This is a genomic window from Lentzea waywayandensis (assembly GCF_900115955.1).
GTDB classification, from domain to species: Bacteria; Actinomycetota; Actinomycetes; order Mycobacteriales; family Pseudonocardiaceae; genus Lentzea; species Lentzea waywayandensis.
Window position 1 is genome coordinate 189022 of sequence record NZ_FOYL01000001.1, and the last position, 18426, is coordinate 207447.

The window sequence follows — 18426 nt, forward strand, 5'->3', positions numbered from 1 at the left end:
CGGGTCGTCCGACCACAGCCACCAGCCTCGGCGACGGGCGCGGGGCCGCCCCGGTGGGCTTCCTCCGCAACGCGTGGTCGCGCCGGTCGGCCGGTGCGGTGGGTGTGGAACTGGGCTGATCCGAGATCGTCTCGGCGCTCCAGCCTCCGGCCCGCCCGATGGGTGAGTGCCGGAATTGCTCGTGCGCCTGAGGCGGCGCCAACGACATCGCGGTACTCGTTCGCAACGTGTCATTCACACAGCCCGGCGCCCGCATACGCGCAGGTCGACAAGGGGCGCGCGATGATCGAACGTTGTCCGGAGAAGCGGGTACTGTTTGAGGAAAGTGCCCTGGACCCCGGCATGGCGGCATCCGACTGAGGGGCACTTCATGGCGCACATCGATCAGCGTTCCGCTGACGCGCCGGCCGCGGGGATCCGCGCGCTCGTGACCACGTACGCGGCGGGAGTTCACCCGGTCAGTCCTGTTGGGACGGACACGTGACCGCTGTGTCTGCGAAGTTCTGGCAGGGGAACCCTTTTCTCATCAAGGAGATGTCGTCATGACGCCCGTACTCCTACGTGTGTCGACCGGTCCACCCCCACGCGCGGCTGTCGTCCAGCCAGATGTGGAAGTCGCAACCACGTGCGCGGCCCTGCCCGGTGTTGTCGTGCTCGCGGTGCGCGGCGAGGTCGACTCGTGCACGAGCCCGCTGCTGCGTGATCGTCTCCTCGATCACGTGCGGCCCACCTGCCGGCAACTGGTCGTGGATCTCACCGCGGTGACTTTCCTCGCTGCCGCCGGTCTCACCGTCCTGGTCGCTGTCAGGGAAGCGGCGACGGCGGCGGGCGTCAGGCTGTTTCTGGTCGCCGACACACCCGCGGTGCTGCGGCCACTGATGATCACAGGGCTGGACGGCGTGTTCGACGTCTGTCCCGACATCGAACACGTCCGGCTGCGCCTCGGGGCCGTCGCCGAACAGGTCCTCGGTGGATCGCGTGATGATCCCGGCGTCCTGCCGATGCCGCGCGCGGAGCCCAGCACGCCCTGCCTGGCATGACCCGACTGGCGGTGGAAGACGCCACCACCGCCCACCAGCAGCCGAAGCCGGAACGCTACGGCGACACCTGTTCGTGGTGCTGCGCTCGGCCGACTGCCGCACGGTGCGGCACAACGACATCGAGGACCTCGCCGACAACACAGCCCTGGTCACTCAGGCGCGGAACGAGCAGATCAAGCGGACTTCCTCATGGGCCGCGATCCTGTTCGCTCCCACGCTGATCGGCACGATCTACGGGATGCACTTCCGCCACCTGCCCGAGTTGGACCGGGTGTGGGGATTCCCGTTCGCGCTGCTGCTCATGGCGCTGGTCCGCACCGGCCCGTACCTGGTCTTCCGGCGCTGCGGCACGGTGGTTCCAGATGTCGCGCAGGACGACCTGGACGACGCCGGCGATCGGGATGGCGAGCAGTGCGCCGAGTATTCCGGCGAGTTCGGTCGCCAGCAGCAAGGCGACGAGGACGGTCAGCGGGTTGAGTTTGACCGTCCTGGAGAAGATCACCGGTTGCAGCAGGTGGTTTTCCAGCTGCTGGTAGACGATGAAGAAGATGACCACGGTGATGGCCGCGGGCAGCGAGTGGATGAGCGCGGCGACGCCGGCGACCACCGCGCCGAGAGTGGCGCCGATCAGTGGGATCAGGTCGGCGATCGCGACGAAGACCGCGATCAGCTCGGCGAAGGGCACTCCGAAGATCTTCAGCACGACGTAGGTGAGTACGCCGCAGATCGCGCTGATGAGCAGGTTGCCGGAGATGTAGCCGGTGATGGTCTTCGCGCACTCGCGGCCGACCCGGTGGATGCGCTGCGCGCGCTGCGGCGGGAACAGCGCGAGGGTCCCGCCGATCACTTTGGGGCCTTGCAGCACCGCGAGGTAGGACAGGACGAAGATGGAGATCGTGGCGACGATTCCGGTGACCGCGCCGCGGAGCAGGTTCAGGGCCGGGGTGCCGAGGCCGGTGGCGAACTGCCGGATGCGTTCCTCGTTGTCGCGGGCGAACTCGAGCGCGTTGGTGCGTTCCAGCAAGACGCCGACCGGGCCTCTGCCGCCGCGTGCGTCCGCGATCATGTCCGGCAACCGTGCCGCCAGCTGTGTGCCCTGTTCGGCCAGCGGTATGGCGAAGAGTGTGAGCACGCCGCCGAATGCCAGGAACACCACGAGGAACACGACCAACGTCGCCAGCGAGCGGCGGCACCATCTGACGTGCTCCTGCAGCCAGTTGACCGCCGGGTAGAGCGCGACGGCGAAGACGCCGGCGATGAGCATCCACACGAGAACTCGTTGGACGTGCATGACGAACACGACGGCAACGACCGTGGCGAGGGTCAGCCCGATGGTCGCGAGAATGGTTCGCACGGGAACCTTGTAGGTGCGCTGGCCTGACATCGTGCCGTCACTCCCGTCCCGGTCTTCAGATGACCGTTGTCGGGGAACGCCGAGGACGGCGCCGGTTCGGTTTCCGGTGCGCGAAGTGCTCTCGGCACCACCGAACCTACCCCTGTGGGCGGTGCCGCGCCTTTCTGCGGATGTGCTGCGGAGTCATCTCCCGATCAGCCTGCGCCCCACCGCTTTCGACGCGGCGTCGGCCAGCAGGACGGCGGGAATGGCGGCGAGTGCGAGCAGCCAGCCCAGCGGGGACGGCGCGTGGCCGCCCAGCAGGTCCGGCAGTGGTGGCAGGAACAGGAAGATGCCCAGCACGGCGAGCTCGAACGCCACGGCGTAGCCGAGCAGGCGGTTGCCGCGCACTCCGGTCTTGGTCACGGGCCGGGAGACGCTGCGGCAGGCGTAGGCGTTCGCGAGCTGTCCCAGCACTATGGCCGTGAACGCGGTGCCGGAGGCGACGGCCAGCAGGGCCGTGTCCGGTGTCTGGCCGAACCGCCAGCCGCCGAGGTGCAGCACGATCAGGAACGCGGCCATCGACATCACGGCCTCGGCCGGGCCGAGCACGCCGAAAGCTCTGCGCACCACGGTTTTGTCGATGAGCGAGCCGGTGCGCAGTTTGCCGCGCATGGTGTGTTCGTTGGGGCGCTCGGCGCCGAGCGCGAGCGCGGGAAGCAGGTCCGTGCCGATGTCGAGGGCGAGGACCTGGAGGACGCTGATCGCGAGCGGGATGGATCCGCCGGAGAGCGCCCAGATGACGAACGGCGTCAGCTCGGCGACGTTGTCGGTGAGGTGGTAGGTGAGGAAGCGGCGGATGTTCGCGAACGTGGCCCGTCCGAGCTCGATCGCGGCGACGATCGTGCCGAAGTGGTCGTCGAGCAGTACGAGGTCCGCGGCCTCCCGTGCGACGTCGGTGCCGGACGCGCCCATCGCGATGCCGATGTCCGCCGCCCGCAGTGCGGGGCCGTCGTTGACGCCGTCGCCGGTCATCGCGACGACGTGTCCTCTGTGCTGCAACGCGACGGCGATGCGCAGCTTGTCCTCGGGCGTCACGCGGGCGATCACGACGCCGTCGTGGTCGAGCAGCCTTCCGAGTTCGTCGCGATCGGCAGGGAGCTGATCACCTTGCAGCACAAGCTGATCGGGCCCGAGCAGACCGACCTGCTCGGCGATCGCGCGCGCCGTGACGGGGTGGTCGCCGGTGATCATCGCAAGCTTGATGCCCGCGGTCCGGCACGACGCGATCGCTCCGGCGACGTCGTGGCGGGGCGGGTCGTGCAGTCCCACCAGACCGAGCAGTTCAAGATCCCGTTCGGCGTGCTGCCAGCCGCTTTCATCACCGGCCCGCGCCGGTCTGCGTGCCACGGCCAGCACCCGCAGCCCGTCCTTCGCGAGTGCCGCGATCGCCTCGGCGGCACCGGATCGCGCCGCGCACAGCGGCAGGATCGAGTCAGGCGCTCCGGTGACGTGCACGCCGTCCGCGTCCACAACGGATGATCGACGACGACGCGGGTCGAACGGGTAGCGGATCGAGTCCGCCGAGGGACCGTCGACATCGAGCCGGGCCGCCAGGACGTGCAGTGCGACCTCCATCGGGTCGCCGACCGGCTGCCAGCGATCCTCGCTTCTGCGCACGTGTGCCTTCGGGGAACAGAGTTTCGCGCTGACCGCGAGTGCGCGGACCTGGTCGACCGCGGCCGGGGGCCCGTCGACCGTGCCCACCGGGTCGTAGCCGTCGCCGTGCACCGCCACCTCGCCGGCAGGTGTCCACACCTTCACGACCGACATCTCGTTGCGGGTCAGGGTTCCTGTCTTGTCCGTGCAGATGAACGTGGTCGCGCCGAGCGTTTCCACCGCGTCCAGCCGGCGCACGAGCGCGTGCTGGGAGGCCATGTTCTGTGCCGCACGCGCGAGGGACAACGTCACCGTCGGCAGCAACCCCTCCGGGACGAGCGCCACCGTGACGCCGACCGCGAACAGAAAGCCCTGTGTCGCGGGAAGTCCGAGCAACAGCGCGACACCGAAGAACAGCACGCCGACGGCGAGCGCGGTCAGTGCGACCACCATGACCACTTTGTGCAGTTGCAGCGCCAGCGGACTGGGCGGCGGCTTGGCCTCCTGCGTCAGTGCGGCGATGCCGGCCAGCTTCGTGTGCGGGCCGGTGGCGTTGACCAGCACCGCGGCCTCGCCCTCGGCGACGTGGGTCCCGGCGTGCACCAGTTCGCCCGCGACGGGATGCACCGGCACGCTTTCGCCGGTCAGCATCGACTCGTCGACGGCGAACCCGGCCGCGGTCAGCACCTCGCCGTCGGCACACACCCGGTCACCGGCCTCGAGCAGCAGCTCGTCACCGACCACCAGCTCCGAGGCGTCCACGACCTGCGGCGCGCCGTCGCGGCGCACGGTCGCGCGTGCGGGCATCAGGTCCCGCAGCCGTTGCGCCGCACGGTCGGCCCGGTACTCCTGGGCGAACGCGAAGACACCGTTGAGCACAACGACAATGGCGATCGCGACGGAGAGCACGGGCATGCCCGCGATGTACGCGAGCGCCGTCGCCGCCCACAGCATCAGGGCGAAGAAGTGGATCAGCTGCTCCAGCAGTAGCAGCAGCGGATGCCGTCCTTTGGTCTTCGGCAACGTGTTGGCCCCGTCGTCGTGCAGCCGCCTCGCCGCCTCCGCAGAGGTCAAACCCGTCATCGCGACAGTCATTCATCCATCACAGGCGCTGGTCCCGGTACCGCACAGGGCGTGACGTCCCTGCCGAGCCGGGACCAATGCCCGCGTCCGTCCCCGGTTCCCGCTGCGAACACTGGGGTCCGACACACAGGGAGAGCCGGTGAGCGCACACGAGCTGGAGCCACGACAGGCTGTCGAGCGAGCGAGCAGCAACGACGTGATGGAGCTCGTCTGCGACTCGACAGGCACGTCGATGCAGGTGGCCGCTGTCCTGGTGCTCGAGACTCCGTCACCTGCCGACATCGGCGCTGTGCGGGAGGCGATCGCGGCTCGCATCACGGCGGTGCCCCGGCTCCGGCAGCGACTGGTGCGGACCCCGTTCGGACACGGCCGGCCGGTGTGGATCGACGACCCTTCCTTCGCCATCGCCAGTCACGTGAGCTCGGCCGGCTGCCCGGCACCAGGCGACGAGCAGGCGCTGCTCGACGTCGTCGCCGACATCGTCACCAGGCGACTACCGCCGAGCAGGCCGCTCTGGTCGGCCACCCTGGTCACCGGCATCGCGGAAGGCCGCTGTGCTCTCGTGGTCGTGTTCCACCACGTCCTCGCGGACGGGATCGGCGGGCTCGCGGTTCTCACCCACCTGGTCGACGGCGTCCCGATCGCGCCCCACCGGGGGTTTCCGCGCAGAGCGCCGCGACGCCTGGATCTGTTCATCGATGTGTTGCGTTCCCGTGCCCGAGCCGTCCGCCGGCTGCCGGCCGGGGCAGGGCGACTCCGGGCCGCTGTGGCCGAGCTCGGCGTCGGCGGCGGTGCACACCCGCCGGACTGCTCGCTCAACCGTCCTACCGGCAGGAGCCGGGCCCTCGCGGTGGCACGCGCGGACCTCGGCGCCGTCCGCGCCACTGCCCACGCGCAGGGTGGCACGGTCAACGACGTCGTGGTCACCGCGGTGGCCGGTGCCCTCGGGACAGTGCTGGCCGGCCGTGGTGAGGCCGTCGATCGGCTGGTGATCTCCGTACCGGTGTCGGCACGACGTCACGCCACCACGGCCGAGCTGGGCAATCAGGTCGGGGTCATCCCGGTCGAGGTCCCCACAGGCGGCGACCCGATCCAACGGCTCGCCGACGTCGCGCGGATCACCCGGCAACGCAAGACCAGAGCGCCCGGTTCGTCCGCGGCACTGATCACGCCGGTGTTCCGGGCCTTGGCGCAGTTCGGCGCGTACGAGTGGTTCGTCAACCGGCAGCGGCTGGTCAACACCTTCGTCAGCGACCTGCACGGTCCAGAGCAGCGCCTGTCGTTCCTCGGTGCGCCGGTCGTCGACGTGATCCCGGTGTCAGGGATCTCCGGCAACGTCAGCGTCGCCTTCACGGCGCTGTCCTACGCGGGGACGCTGAACATCACCGCCATCGCCGACCCGAACCGTTGTCCCGACCTGCGACTGCTCGCCGAGCAGTTGCGGCGGGAGCTCCGGGTGCTGAGCGGCATCGCCGATGTGTCTCCCCCGCCACATAACATCTGACCTGCGAGAACCCGTTGGCCGTATCGCTTGCGAGGCGTTCGGCGTAGGTTTGCGTTGTAGCCGGGAAGCCTCCCGGCTTCATCGGGTGTTGTCTCGTTGGCCCGGACCCCGCTGACGCGCGCGCAAACGTCGACGGGACGTGAACGCCATGTCGCACACCTTCGCCACCGCGGGTGCGGACGACCCGCCCCGGGACGATTTCCGATTGCCGTTCGCCGATCTGCCCCGCCTGGAGCTGGAGAAACTGCTCGGCGAGGTGTCCGCACGGGCGCAGGACGTGCTCGTGACTCAGGGTCGGCTACGACACCTGTTGCACGCTCACGCGGTCGTCGCCAGCGAACTGAGCCTGCAGGCGGTCCTGCAGCACATCGTGACCGCGGCACAGGATCTGGTCGAGGCCCGCTACGCCGCCTTGGGCGTGATCGGCGACCACGGCGTGCTCGACGAGTTCGTCCACGTCGGCATGGACGGGAACGCGGTCGAGCGGATCGGAGAACTGCCGCACGGCCACGGGATCCTGGGCCTGCTGGTCACCGACCCGGTCCCGGTGCGACTGGCAGACCTGACCACGCATCCGGCCGCCGCGGGATTCCCGCCGCATCACCCCGACATGGACAGCTTCCTCGGTGTGCCGATCCGGATCCGTGGCCGTGTCTTCGGCAACCTCTACCTCACCGGCAGCGCCAACGGACAGTTCAGCAGCGAGGACGAACAGCTCGCGGTCGCGCTGGCCGCGACCGCCGGCGTCGCGATCGACAACGCCCGTCTCTACCAGGAGTCCGAACAACGCCACCGATGGCTGACCGCCTCAGCCGAGGTGACCCGCCTGCTGTTCGCCCAGCAGGACGGGCATCCGCTCGACATGGTGCCGAAGGCCGCACAGCAGGCCGCGGACGCCGACTTCGCGATCCTGGCGCTGCTCACCACGTCGGCACAGTTGAAGATCCAGGCGACCAGCGGAGTTCTGACCGACCAGATGCTCGCGGGCATGGACACCAGTGCGGCCGAGCAGGTCGCCTGCACCGGCGTGCCCACCGTGGTCGCGCCCCCCGCCCCTGCCGACGCGCCGGCCCGGATCGGATCGGTCATCGTGGTGCCGTTGCCGGCGGGTGACCGGACCACGGGAACTCTCAGCGTGGGCAGGCTGAGCGGACGACGGTCGTTCACCGACTCGGACATGCACCACCTCGCCGACTTCGGTGGCCACGCGGCAGTCGCGATGGAACTCGACCGCGCCCACTCCGATCAGCAGATCCAGCGCATCAGCGACGACCACGACCGGATCGGCCTGGCCCTCAACAACCACGTGATCCAACGACTGTTCGCGGTCAGCCTCGGGCTGCAAGGGCTCCTCGCGGCGAACAAGACCCCCACGTTCCAGAGTCGCGTCAACGGGTACATCGACGTACTCGACACCACGATCAGCCACATCCGCACCGACGTCTACGACGTCGACGTCACGCCCGGCCATCACACGCGCAGCCTGCAGAACCAGGTCCTCACCGCCGTCGACGACCACACGACCTCGGCCGGCTTCCCGGCGACGGTCACCTTCAAAGGACAACTCGGCCGCGCCATCCCCGGCACGCTCGCCGACGACGTGGTCGCCGCGGTCAGGGACGCGCTCACGACGATCGCCGGCCACACCGACACCACCCGCGCCGAACTCCGCGTCGACATCGCCGGCGACCTGATCACCGTCGAATGCGTCGACGGCCACACCCAGAGCAGCACCTGGAGCGCCCGCATCCCTTCTGACGGCCTGCTCGTGCCCAGAGGGGAACGCTGACCGCGTCCGGCCCCTGGCGAGCAGGCTGGACGCAGTCACCCCGAGGTCTATCGCGAGGCGGGCACCGGTTCGCCGTTCACCTGTGGTTCCGCCGGCGACGGCGCTCCTGTCTGCCGCGGGACATCGGCCAGTGGAGCGGCCGCAGCCGTCTCCCGCGCGAGGAAGGAGCCGAGTTCGCCGATGGTGCTCATCAGCGGCGCGGGGAACACGACCGTGGTGTTCTTGTCCACGCCCAGTTCGACCAGTGTCTGAAGGTTGCGCAGCTGCAACGCCAGCGGGTGGGCCATCATCGTGTCCGACGCGTCGCCCAGCGCCGCTGCGGCCAGCGATTCGCCCTCGGCGTTGATGATCTTCGCGCGCTTCTCCCGCTCGGCCTCGGCCTGCCTGGCCATCGCGCGCTTCATGCTGTCGGGCAGCTGGATGTCCTTCAGCTCCACCAACGTCACCTCGACGCCCCATTCGACCGTGGTGATGTCGAGGATCTTGCGGATGTCGACGTTGATCTGGTCGGTCTCCGACAAGGTCTGGTCGAGGGTGTGCTGACCGACCACCTTCCGCAGGGTCGTCTGGGCGATCTGGTCGATCGCGGAGTAGACGTTCTCGATCGCGACCACCGACTTCACCGATTCCACGACCCTGAAGTACGCCACCGCCGAGACGTCGACGCTGACGTTGTCCCTGGTGATGATCCCCTGCGACTGAATCGGCAGCGTGACGATCCGCAACGACACCCGGCGCATGACGTCCACCACCGGGATGATCAGCCGCAGACCCGGCATCCGCACGTCGCGCACCTTGCCGAGGCGGAACAACACGCCCTGTTCGTACTGCTTGACCACCCTCACCGACATGCCCAGCAACAGCAGGACCGCTGCTGCGATGACTGCGACGACCAACCCGCTCATGATGACGCTCCGTCCGATTTCGGCTGAGATCGGCTACCGCCACGTCGACCTCGCCCTTCCCCACGATGCGCCTGCGGCGGCACCGGCACGGCTGCCGAAGGTCCCGCCTGAAACGCCGATCGACCCAGCTGTCGTCGTGACCTCGGTCCTTCGCCGTGGGTCAGTGCCCCGCGTGCACGACGCGCTCGCCGACGAACTCGACGTCGGTGACGCCCGCGACGGCGCGCGCGAGCACTTCCGCCACGTGCTGCTCGAACGTGTCACCCGTCTTGTCCACAATGGACACCTTGCCGCCACTGACGTCGACCGCCCACCGGAGGGCGCCGCCGACCATGTCCAGACGATGACGGATCTCCGCTTCGATGATCCAGTCCGCGCGGCTGATCGAGCGGAGCATGTCCCGGCGGGTGACGACGCCGGCGAGGTGCCGCTCGTGCACCACCAGCACGCTGCGCACACCGTGCTCGAGCATCAGGTCCGCGACCTCGGCCAGGTCCGTGTTCGGTGTGACAGTCACCGGCTTCGTCAGCATGACCTGCGCCACCACCTCGGCAGCCGCCTGCCTGGCCTGGGCCGGTTCACCGTGCACGAGCGACCTCGGGTCCTGCGGCAGCCGGTTCCGCAGCAACTCGGCCTCGCCGACGACGCCGACCAGCTCGCCCAGGTCGTCGACCACCGGCAGCGCGGTGAAACCGCGCTCCGCCAGCAGCCGTGCGGCTTCCCGTGCCGGCATGTCCGGTTTCACCGTGACGACGTTCGTCGTCATCACGTCTCTGGTTCTCATCCTGTGTGTCTCCTTCAGCCGACAGTCTCGGTCTCGCGGGCGTGCGGAGTCTTCAGGTCGTCGTCGGGCGTGTTCGCCGGGCCTGGCTCGTCGCCGCCCGCGTCGAAGCGGAACGGCGGGTAGTCGTCGGTCATCAGTGCGGCATAGGCGGCGACGCGCAGTGCCCAGCGATTCATGCCGAGCGTGAAGTCGAAGAGCCCCAACGGATAGCTGCCGGTGAACAGCAGCGCGACGCCTGCGATGAGGACCGTCAGACCGATGAGCCCGCCGCCGGAGTAGCGGCCCGCCTCGTTCATGGCGTAACTGCCGCCGCCGGCGAACACGCCGACGATCAGGTAGTGCGGAATCGCGAGCAGCCACCACTTCACCAGGACCAGACCACGCGAAAGGTGCTCCGGGTAGGCGATGTCGAGGGTCGCCGGGTAGTCCGGCTCGGCGCCGAGGCTGAACGGCGGATAGCGGTCCGTGGCCAGCGCGCCGTAGGAGTAGCAGGTGACGCGCCACGTCCAGCGCAGCACGCCGACGTTGAAATCGAACAACGCTCGCGGATAGCGCTCGGTGAACAGGATCGCGAAGAACGCGATCACGCTCACCACCACGAACCCCAGCCACAGGAACGCGAGCACCAGGTAGTGCGGGATCGCGAGCAACCACTTCACCAGCCACAGCCAGCGACTCAGGCCGGAGTCCAGCCGCGCGTGCACGTGCACTGGATATCCGTTGGTAGCGGTAGTCATCATTGCCTCCTGACACCAACACTCACGCGCGGGAGCAGGTGCCGTCAGTACCTGGCGACCCTGCCCCGGTGAGCACAAGTGCCCTGTCGACGAGCCGGCGGTCGGGATCGGCCAAGGAGATCGCCGCGCTTCGTCCGGGAGAACACCGCTGTCCGCGTTTCGAGTTCGGTCCGGACGGCCGGGTCGCCAGGGTGTCCCCCTGTTCGAACCGGCCCGAGACCCGGCGTTCAGGCGCCCGCGCCGCCGTCGACCGGCACGATCGCGCCGTTCACCATCGACGCCCGGTCGCTCAGCAGCCAGGCCGCCACCTCGGCGACCTCGTGCGGTTCGGCCATCCTGCCGACGGGGCTCGTCGCGTTGAGGTGCGCGATGACGCCGGGGGTGGCCGCCTCCCACTGGTCGATCATCGCCGTCGCGGTGCCGCCGGGGGTGATGCCGTTGACCCGGATGCCCTCCTTGGCCCACGTCACGGCGGCGCTTTCGGTGAGGCTGTTGAGCGCGCGCTTCATGGCGCCGTAGGCGGGCAGGACGGGGTTCGCGCGGCGGCTGCCGATGCTGGAGGTGTTCACGATCGCGCCTCCGCCGTTGCGCCGCATGAGAGCCGCCTCGGCGGTCATGGCGGTCCAGTGGCCGCGGAAGTTCACGGCGAACTGCTCGTCGATCTCGTCGTCGCTGGTCGTGTCCAGCGGGCCGGGCTGCTGGACGATGGCGCCGTTGTTGAAGGCGCCGTCAAGTCGTCCGTGCAGCTTCTCGACCTGGTCGACTGCCGAACGGATGTCCGCGCGGTCGGCGAGGTCCATCGTGATCGCGTCGGCGGTGCCGCCGTCGGCGCGGATCTCGGTGACTACGCGGGTCAGGGCGTCGGTACCGCGGGCGGCCAGCACGACGGCCGCGCCCTCTCGGGTGAAGAGCCTGGCCGCGGCCTCGCCGATGCCTCGGCTGGCGCCGGTGATGAGCACGACCTTGCCGGTGAGAAGTCCGGTGTTGTTGTTCATGACACCAGCGTCGGCCCCGGCCGGAGCCGGAGACAGGCACAGGCTGTACCAGGCTGAGTCACCACCCTGCGCGGATACTCGAGGTATGGACAAGCAGCAGCTCGGCGCGTTCCTGCGGAGCCGGCGCGAGCGTCTCCGGCCGGAGGACGTCGGCCTGCCCACGGGGCCGCGGCGCCGGACTTCCGGTCTGCGTCGCGAAGAAGTGGCGGTCCTCGCGCACATCTCGACCGAGTACTACGTCCGTCTCGAACAGGGCAGGGCGCCGCGTCCGTCGGCCGAGGTGCTCGCCGGGCTGGCAGGTGCGCTGCGGCTCACGGACGCCGAGTCCGACCACCTCCACGTCCTCGCGGGCACGGCACCGAGTCGTACCGGACGGCATCGGCGGGACGTCCGGCCGAGCATCCTCGCGCTGCTCGACCGGCTCCCGCAGACGGCCGGGTTCGTCACGTCGGCGGCGTTCGAGGTGCTGGCGTGCAACGACCTCACGGCCGCGTTGATGGAGGACTTCCGCGTACTCGCCCCGCGGGACCGCAACCTGGCGCGCCGCGCGTTCCTCGGGCCGCAGACGCTGTACGGGGTCTCGGACGCCACCGAGTTCCGGCATCACGTCGTCATGCAGCTCCGGGCGACCCTCGCGCGGTATCCGGCCGATCCCGTGGTGTCCGGGCTGGTGGAGGAACTGCGCGAGGGCAGTCCGGAGTTCGCCCGGCTGTGGGAGCGGCATGACGTGCAGGCGGCGACGGTGCTCACGAAGACGTTCCGGCACCCGCTCGTCGGGGAGATCACCGTCGACTGCGACTCGCTCGCGCTCACGGACCGCGACCAGAACCTGGTGCTCTACAGCGCGCCGCCCGGATCTCGCGACGCCGAGGCACTGGCGTTGCTGAACGTGCTGGGAGGACAGGAGTTCACGCGCTCGAGCTCCTGACCGCTACGCGACGACGACCTCGACTCCCGCCGCCCGCAAGCGGTCCAGTTCCTCGGCGGGCGCGGAGGAGTCGGTGATCAGCACGTGCACGTCGGAGATGGCGGCGATGCGGGAGAAGGCGCGCTTGCCGACCTTCGACCCGTCCGCGAGGACCACCACCCTGTCGGCGGTGCGCAGCAGGCAGTTGTCGGTCTGCGCCTCGACCTCGTCGTGGGTCGCGATGCCGGTGCGGGCGTCGATGCCGTCGACGCCGAGGAAGACCAGGTCAAGGCTGATGCCGGCGAGAGCGCGGTCGGCGAGCGGGCCCACCAGTTCGTAGCTCTCCGGGCGCACGCCGCCGCCGGTGACCACCAGGTCGATCAGGGGACGCGGGCACAGGTCCGACGCGATGTTGAGCGCGTTCGTCACGACCTTCAACGGCCTGCTGACCGCGAGCAGACGCGCGAGTTCGGTGGTCGTCGTGCCGCCGTTGAGGCCGACGGAGTGGACGGACTCGGTCACGAACCGCGCGGCCGCCTCGGCGATCTGGCGCTTCTCCTCGCGACGGCCCACCCGGTAGCGCAGCGGCAGCTCGTAGATGACCTCGACCGCGACCGCACCGCCGTGGGTGCGTTTGAGGAGCTTCTGCTCTTCCAACGACTGGAGGTCCCGGCGGATCGAGGCGACGGACGTGTCCAGGTCCTCCGCGAGCCCGGTCACGCTCACCGAGCCCGCCTCCGCGAGCTTGCCCAGGATCGCAGCAAGACGCTGCTCTTGACGCATCCGATCACTATAACGCATGAATCATGCTCGATTTGGCGTCTATTACGGCCTATTCACGCACTTTGCGTGCTCGTTATCTCCGCGTTCCGCGCGAGCCCCACTGCTTCGGCCAGGGAGGGCTGTGTGGCGACTCCCCCTGCCCCGCGCGTCGACAACGCACCGGCGGCGGCGCCGAGTGCCATGGCGGCACGGAGATCCCGCTCGTGCAACCATCCGGCGAGGAAGCCCGCGTCGAACGAGTCACCGGCGCCGACCGTGTCCACCGGCGCCACAGCGGGCAGACGCGCGGTGATCCGTTCTTCCCCTTGCAGAGCAACACACCCGTCCGCGCCCGCCTTGACGACCGGCACCGGACCGGCGGCCGCGAGCACCGGCAGCGGGTCCACAGCACCGGTCAGCGCCACCGCCTCGGCCTGGTTGGGCAGCACGAAGGTGCACTGCCCCAGCAGATCCGGGTGCAACGCCCACTCGCCCGACGGGTCGTCGTTCGTGTCGAGCGAGGTGGTGGCCCCGGAACCGCGAGCCGTCCGGAACACCTCGGGCAGACCGGCGGCGAGGCGGGGTTGCAGGAAGTACGACGCCGAGTGCACGTGCCGGGCAGCGACCTCGGGGACGTGCTCGGGACCGAACGCCGCCAGACATCCTTGCGCCGTCAGGATCGCCCGGTCCCCGCCCGCCCGGTTGAGGCAGACGGTCAACGCCGTCGGCAGGTCCGGGTGGCGCACGCACCCGCTGATGTCGACGCCCGCGGACTTCAGCTCGTCCAGCACGAAGTCGCCCGCCGCGTCCCGGCCGACCATCGCCGCGAGACCGACGGTCAGCCCCAGCCGGGCGGCACCGTGCGCGACGATGGCCGCCGACCCTCCGAGCGCGAGAACCCCTTGCTCCACCAGGGTTTCCGCCTGGCCGTACGCGGGAGTGCCTGGGGCGCCGAAGACCAGCACGTCCGGGTTCGCGTCACCTACTACCAGCAGGTCCAGCATCACGCGCCTCGCAGAGCAGCAGGCAGCAGGTCGCCGTGCGCGGCAGTCATCGCCGCGACGAGGTCGCTGATCTGGTCGACGGTGAGGGCCGCGGCGGTCGCCGGGTCGCACATCGCGGCGTGCCGGACGTGGTCCGGATCGCCTTCGACGGCTGCGGCCACGGTCAGGTCGACCACGTTGAGAAAGCTCCGGTTCACGGCGGCCAGCTGGCGGGGCAGGTCGCCGACGCGGTGCGGGTGCACGCCGAGCCGGTCGAGGGTGGCGGGCACCTCCACGGCGGCACCCTGCGGCAGGTTCGAGATCAGGCCGTGGTTCGCGACGTTCACCTGGATCGTGCGCTGACGTCCGGTGACCAGGCTGTGGATCACCTGCGGCGCGTACTCGACGGCGTCGTCGGCCAGCGGAGGCAACGACTCCCCTGCAGCCAGCGCGTCCCGGGTCTTCTCATACGTGGCAACGTTCTCGGCGCTGATCGTCGCGTAGTCGCGGACCGGGATCCGCAGTCGCTCCACTTCGGACTGGTGCCGCAGGTACCACGGCACGTACTCGGAGGAGTGCTCGCTGGTCTCGGTCGGGTAGTAGCCGAGCCTGCGGTACAGGTCGACGCGCACCCGGCGGGCCAGCTCCGGATCGGCGGCGATGGCGGCGTCGAGCGCCGGGTAGAGGTCGCGGCCCTGGTGCTGCCACCGCAGGATCCACGCCTGGTGGTTCACGCCCGCGGACAGGAAGTCGACCTCCTCGTGCGGAACGCCGACCAGTGCGCTCAGGTCGTGGATCGTCCAGTACACCGAGTGGCACAGGCCGACCGCCTTCAGCCGTGGGGCGACGGTCGCGAGGTACTGGATGTTCATCGCCATCGGGTTGGTGTAGTTCAGCAACCACGCGTCCGGGCACACCGCGAGCATGTCGGCGGCGAGCCCGTCCAGGAACGGGAAGGTGCGCAGCCCGCGGAAGATCCCGCCGATGCCGAGCGTGTCCCCGATGGTCTGCCGCAGGCCGAACGACTCCGGCACGTCGAAGTCCCGCAACGTCGCCGCGTGGCCGCCGATCGCGACCATGTTGACGACGACGTCCGCGCCCTCCACCGCCTCGCGGCGCGACAGCGAGGTGCGGATGTGCGCTCCGCCGGCCAGCCGCGCCAGTGACGCCGCCACCTCCAGCCGTTCCGGATCGATGTCGTGCAACGAGATCGTGCATCCGGCGAGCTCCGGGAACGTCAGGACGTCGCGGAGGAGCTGGCGGGTGAACTCGACGGAACCCGCGCCCACGAACGCGATGGTGAACATTGATCAGCCTTCCAGTACCCGGATGAGCCGAGCGACCTCGGCGGACATGGCCTCACGACCGGCGCCGAGGTAGCGCCGGGGGTCGACGAGCGTCGGGTGGTCGTCGAGCACGGTCCGCACGCTCGCGGTGAAGTGCTTGTTGAGCTGCGTGGCGATGTTGATCTTCCACATCCCGGACCGCACGGCGGCCGCGAGGCTCTCGTCGGCGACACCGGACGACCCGTGCAGCACCAGCGGCACCGGCACGGTCTTGTGCAGCAACGCGATCAGCTCGAAGTCGAGCTCGGCGTCGCGGGTCAGCATCGCGTGCGACGAGCCGACCGCGACGGCGAGGAAGTCGACGCCCGTCGCCGCCACGTACGCGGCGGCGTCGTCCGGGTCGGTGCGCACGCCCGGTGCGTGCACCCCGTCCTTCCCTCCGATCTCACCGAGTTCGGCCTCGACGCCGACGCCGGCCTCGTGACATCGGCGCACGACTTCGGCGGTGCGGGCGACGTTCTCGTCGTGCGGGCACGCGGAGGCGTCGAACATCACCGACCCGAACCCGATCCGCACGGCCTCGCGCACGAGTTCTTCCGACGTCGCGTGGTCGAGGTGCACCGCGATCGGGGTGGACGCGGAGGCGGCGACGGAGAGCGCGGCGGCACCGATCGGACGCAGGGATCCGTGGTAGCGCACGGCGTTCTCGCTGATCTGCAGCACGACGGAGGCGCCTGTCTCCTGTGCCGCGGCGGCGATCGCCTCGGCGTGCTCGACCTGGATCACGTTGAACGCGGGCACCGGTGCGGGCCCGCCGATCATCTCTCGGAGCTGGACCAACGGCATGTTCTAGTCCTCGTGAACTTCTCTGGGCGTGATGTCCGCCCTGTGCTGGTCGTAGAAGGCGCGGTCGAAGTCGCCGGCGAGCGGGGCACGCACCGCCGCCGCCGACAACGCGACCGCTTCGGCGAGGCGCTTCGGCCACGGCAGGTGCCACGCGGCGACCAGCGCGGCGACGGCGGCGTCACCGGCGCCGGTCGGGTTGCCGGTGATCACCTCGGGCGGAGCCGCCGTCCACACGCCCTCAGAGGTGTACGCGGTCATGCCCCGTGCGCCATCGGACACGAGTGCGGCGGCCGCGCCGAGAGCGAGTGGATCGTCCATTTCGGACGCAGCCGTGAGCTCGCCGCGGTTCGGGGTGATGACGGCGGGTCCGGCGGAGGCTCCTGCCGCCAGCGCGGACCCGTCCGCGTCCAGCACCACCGGCGCGGACGTCGTGCGCACGAGTGTCGCGTAGGCGTCGACAGGCAGTCCTCTCGGCAGTGAGCCCGACAGCACCACGACGTCGGCGACTGCGGCGAGTTCCCGGTAGTGGCCGAGGAACTCCGCCCATTCCCCGGACGTGACCTCCGGGCCGGGTTCGGCGAAGAGCGTCGCCTGCCCCGACTCGGCGACGACGGTGACCGTGCGCCGGGTCTCCCCCTCGATCGGGAACATCGCCTGTGGCACACCGGAAAGCACCAGGTCGTCGCGCAGCGCGATACCCGCGCCGCCACCCGCCAGCCCGGTGGCGAGCACCGGCACACCGAGCGCGTGCAGCACTCGTGCCACGTTGACGCCCTTGCCGCCCGCGCGAACGGCGGCGTCGGTGACGCGGTGGGTGGCGCCCGGCCGCAGCGCGCCGACCCGATAGGTGACGTCGAGTGCCGCGTTGAGCGTGACGGTCAGCGCCCTCATGGCGTGCCGTCGAGGATCACCGACCGGGTCAGGTTGCGCGGGGTGTCGGGGTGCAGTCCCCGCAGCAGCGCCACCTCCACGGCGAGCCGGTGCACCGCGACGAGCTCGGCGAGCGGGTCGCGGTCGCGGGCGATCCACCGGCCGCCGGCCCCGGCGACGTCGAGTTCGAGGCCCTCCGGTGCCGTGCCGAACACCCAGACCAGCGAGCCCTCGTCGGTGATCGCGATCGGCCCGTGCCGGTACTCGGCGGCCGGGTAGGACTCGGCCCAGCTCAGCGATGCCTCGCGCATCTTCAGCGCGGCCTCGGCGGCCAGTCCGGTGGTCCAGGGCGCACCACCGAGGAACGTGAACTGGTTGCGTTCCACCAGGTCCGGGGTCAGCGGGTCGGCGAGGGCCTGTTCCGCGTCGAGGACCGCGCGGTCCAGTCGTTCGCCGAGGTGGGCGCGCAGCAGCACGAGCGCGGTCGTCGCGAACCGCGTCTGGACGACGGAGCGTTCGTCGGCGAACTCCAGCGCGACCACCTGGTCGGCCAGTTCGGTCACCGGGGTGCCGGGGGTGCCGACGATGGCCGTCGTGGGCACCCGCAGCCGCCGCAGCACGTCGATCACCTCGGTCGTCGTGCCGGAGCGGCTCAGTGCCACGACGCGGTCGTAGTCGCGGCTGAACGGGAACTCCGAGGCGGCGAACGCGTCCGTCTCGCCCAGTCCCTCGTCCTCCCGCAGCCGGGCGTAGGCCTGGGCCATGAAGAACGACGTGCCGCAGCCGACCACCGCGACGCGTTCGCCCCGTGCGGGCAGGGCGGCGACGACGGCGGGGTCGGTGGCCAGTGCGATCGCCCGCCGCCAGCAGGCGGGTTGGGACGCGATCTCGGCGGTGGTGTGCAGCTGCGCGGCGGAACTGGTGTGCATGGCGGATTCCTTTG

General features: G+C 70.1%; 15 protein-coding genes and 2 pseudogenes. 5 read left to right on the forward strand and 12 right to left on the reverse strand.

The annotated features are described in order from the left end of the window. Positions 1 to 542: 542 nt before the first annotated feature. Positions 543 to 1040, forward strand: a complete 498-nt coding sequence (locus BM417_RS00895) for an STAS domain-containing protein (RefSeq protein ID WP_093587808.1) — start codon at positions 543 to 545, stop codon at positions 1038 to 1040. Continuing rightward, positions 982 to 1323 (forward strand): annotated as a pseudogene (locus BM417_RS48410) (CorA family divalent cation transporter); the annotation flags it as partial. The gene BM417_RS00895 and the pseudogene BM417_RS48410, both read left to right, overlap by 59 nt. Here BM417_RS48410 and BM417_RS48910 read toward each other — a convergent pair. Then, positions 1228 to 2424 carry an AI-2E family transporter gene (locus BM417_RS48910; protein ID WP_281251277.1) on the reverse strand — a complete coding sequence of 399 codons (1197 nt, stop codon included), beginning with the start codon at positions 2422 to 2424 and terminating at the stop codon, positions 1228 to 1230. The pseudogene BM417_RS48410 and the gene BM417_RS48910 overlap by 96 nt on opposite strands. A gap of 153 nt (positions 2425 to 2577) precedes the next feature. After that, positions 2578 to 5127, reverse strand: coding sequence for a cation-translocating P-type ATPase (locus tag BM417_RS00905; RefSeq protein WP_093587809.1), 2550 nt, complete (start codon positions 5125 to 5127; stop codon positions 2578 to 2580). Positions 5128 to 5254: 127 nt separating this feature from the next. On the opposite strand from BM417_RS00905, the gene BM417_RS00910 reads away from it, so the two are divergent. Both BM417_RS00910 and BM417_RS00915 read left to right on the forward strand, forming a co-directional pair. Next, positions 5255 to 6619, forward strand: coding sequence for a wax ester/triacylglycerol synthase domain-containing protein (locus BM417_RS00910; protein WP_093587810.1), 1365 nt, complete (start codon positions 5255 to 5257; stop codon positions 6617 to 6619). Between the two features lie 148 nt (positions 6620 to 6767). Continuing rightward, positions 6768 to 8408 carry a GAF domain-containing protein gene (locus BM417_RS00915; protein ID WP_093587811.1) on the forward strand — a complete coding sequence of 547 codons (1641 nt, stop codon included), beginning with the start codon at positions 6768 to 6770 and terminating at the stop codon, positions 8406 to 8408. 47 nt (positions 8409 to 8455) lie between these two features. Here the strand turns inward: BM417_RS00915 and BM417_RS00920 are convergent, their stop codons facing one another. The 4 genes and pseudogenes from BM417_RS00920 to BM417_RS00935 form a co-directional block, all read right to left on the reverse strand. After that, the gene (locus tag BM417_RS00920; protein ID WP_093587812.1) at positions 8456 to 9313 is read right to left on the reverse strand and encodes a slipin family protein; all 858 of its coding nucleotides are present in this window, start codon (positions 9311 to 9313) and stop codon (positions 8456 to 8458) included. Positions 9314 to 9473: 160 nt separating this feature from the next. Continuing rightward, positions 9474 to 10097 carry a CBS domain-containing protein gene (locus BM417_RS00925; protein ID WP_093587813.1) on the reverse strand — a complete coding sequence of 208 codons (624 nt, stop codon included), beginning with the start codon at positions 10095 to 10097 and terminating at the stop codon, positions 9474 to 9476. Positions 10098 to 10162: 65 nt separating this feature from the next. Then, a pseudogene (locus tag BM417_RS00930) lies at positions 10163 to 10837 on the reverse strand (DUF4389 domain-containing protein); the annotation flags it as partial. A gap of 224 nt (positions 10838 to 11061) precedes the next feature. Next, complete coding sequence (locus tag BM417_RS00935; RefSeq protein WP_093587814.1) at positions 11062 to 11829, reverse strand: SDR family NAD(P)-dependent oxidoreductase; 768 nt, start codon at positions 11827 to 11829, stop codon at positions 11062 to 11064. 85 nt (positions 11830 to 11914) lie between these two features. Between BM417_RS00935 and BM417_RS00940 the strand changes: the two genes are divergently transcribed. Further along, a complete protein-coding gene (locus BM417_RS00940; protein ID WP_093587815.1) occupies positions 11915 to 12757 on the forward strand; it encodes a helix-turn-helix transcriptional regulator in 843 nt (280 codons plus the stop codon). 3 nt (positions 12758 to 12760) lie between these two features. Here the strand turns inward: BM417_RS00940 and BM417_RS00945 are convergent, their stop codons facing one another. The 6 genes from BM417_RS00945 to BM417_RS00970 are packed head-to-tail and all read right to left on the reverse strand — an operon-like array spanning position 12761 to position 18412. Next, positions 12761 to 13519 carry a DeoR/GlpR family DNA-binding transcription regulator gene (locus BM417_RS00945; protein ID WP_093587816.1) on the reverse strand — a complete coding sequence of 253 codons (759 nt, stop codon included), beginning with the start codon at positions 13517 to 13519 and terminating at the stop codon, positions 12761 to 12763. A 53-nt stretch (positions 13520 to 13572) separates the two neighbouring features. Then, positions 13573 to 14502 carry a carbohydrate kinase family protein gene (locus tag BM417_RS00950; protein ID WP_093588511.1) on the reverse strand — a complete coding sequence of 310 codons (930 nt, stop codon included), beginning with the start codon at positions 14500 to 14502 and terminating at the stop codon, positions 13573 to 13575. After that, positions 14502 to 15788: an alpha-glucosidase/alpha-galactosidase gene (gene melA, locus BM417_RS00955; RefSeq protein ID WP_093587817.1), complete on the reverse strand. Its 1287-nt coding sequence runs from the start codon at positions 15786 to 15788 to the stop codon at positions 14502 to 14504. Before melA ends, BM417_RS00950 begins: the two co-directional genes overlap by 1 nt. Before the next feature lie 3 nt (positions 15789 to 15791). Next, a complete protein-coding gene (locus tag BM417_RS00960) occupies positions 15792 to 16613 on the reverse strand; it encodes a class II fructose-bisphosphate aldolase (RefSeq protein ID WP_093587818.1) in 822 nt (273 codons plus the stop codon). 3 nt (positions 16614 to 16616) lie between these two features. Beyond that, positions 16617 to 17504 carry a 1-phosphofructokinase family hexose kinase gene (locus BM417_RS00965; protein WP_093587819.1) on the reverse strand — a complete coding sequence of 296 codons (888 nt, stop codon included), beginning with the start codon at positions 17502 to 17504 and terminating at the stop codon, positions 16617 to 16619. Then, positions 17501 to 18412, reverse strand: a complete 912-nt coding sequence (locus BM417_RS00970) for an SIS domain-containing protein (RefSeq protein WP_093587820.1) — start codon at positions 18410 to 18412, stop codon at positions 17501 to 17503. The genes BM417_RS00965 and BM417_RS00970 overlap by 4 nt, the downstream gene beginning before the upstream one ends. Positions 18413 to 18426: the final 14 nt, after the last annotated feature.

Excerpts from the sequence above, each read along its gene's own strand:
- BM417_RS00935 (WP_093587814.1), bottom strand. The coding sequence starts at position 11,829 with ATGAACAACAACACCGGACTTCTCACCGGCAAGGTCGTGCTCATCACC.
- BM417_RS00905 (WP_093587809.1), bottom strand. The coding sequence starts at position 5,127 with ATGACTGTCGCGATGACGGGTTTGACCTCTGCGGAGGCGGCGAGGCGG.
- BM417_RS00920 (WP_093587812.1), bottom strand. The coding sequence starts at position 9,313 with ATGAGCGGGTTGGTCGTCGCAGTCATCGCAGCAGCGGTCCTGCTGTTG.
- BM417_RS00915 (WP_093587811.1), top strand. The coding sequence starts at position 6,768 with ATGTCGCACACCTTCGCCACCGCGGGTGCGGACGACCCGCCCCGGGAC.
- BM417_RS00945 (WP_093587816.1), bottom strand. The coding sequence starts at position 13,519 with ATGCGTCAAGAGCAGCGTCTTGCTGCGATCCTGGGCAAGCTCGCGGAG.
- BM417_RS00950 (WP_093588511.1), bottom strand. The coding sequence starts at position 14,502 with ATGCTGGACCTGCTGGTAGTAGGTGACGCGAACCCGGACGTGCTGGTC.
- BM417_RS00960 (WP_093587818.1), bottom strand. The coding sequence starts at position 16,613 with ATGCCGTTGGTCCAGCTCCGAGAGATGATCGGCGGGCCCGCACCGGTG.
- BM417_RS48910 (WP_281251277.1), bottom strand. The coding sequence starts at position 2,424 with ATGTCAGGCCAGCGCACCTACAAGGTTCCCGTGCGAACCATTCTCGCG.
- BM417_RS00895 (WP_093587808.1), top strand. The coding sequence starts at position 543 with ATGACGCCCGTACTCCTACGTGTGTCGACCGGTCCACCCCCACGCGCG.
- BM417_RS00925 (WP_093587813.1), bottom strand. The coding sequence starts at position 10,097 with ATGAGAACCAGAGACGTGATGACGACGAACGTCGTCACGGTGAAACCG.
- BM417_RS00940 (WP_093587815.1), top strand. The coding sequence starts at position 11,915 with ATGGACAAGCAGCAGCTCGGCGCGTTCCTGCGGAGCCGGCGCGAGCGT.
- BM417_RS00970 (WP_093587820.1), bottom strand. The coding sequence starts at position 18,412 with ATGCACACCAGTTCCGCCGCGCAGCTGCACACCACCGCCGAGATCGCG.
- melA (WP_093587817.1), bottom strand. The coding sequence starts at position 15,788 with ATGTTCACCATCGCGTTCGTGGGCGCGGGTTCCGTCGAGTTCACCCGC.
- BM417_RS00965 (WP_093587819.1), bottom strand. The coding sequence starts at position 17,504 with ATGAGGGCGCTGACCGTCACGCTCAACGCGGCACTCGACGTCACCTAT.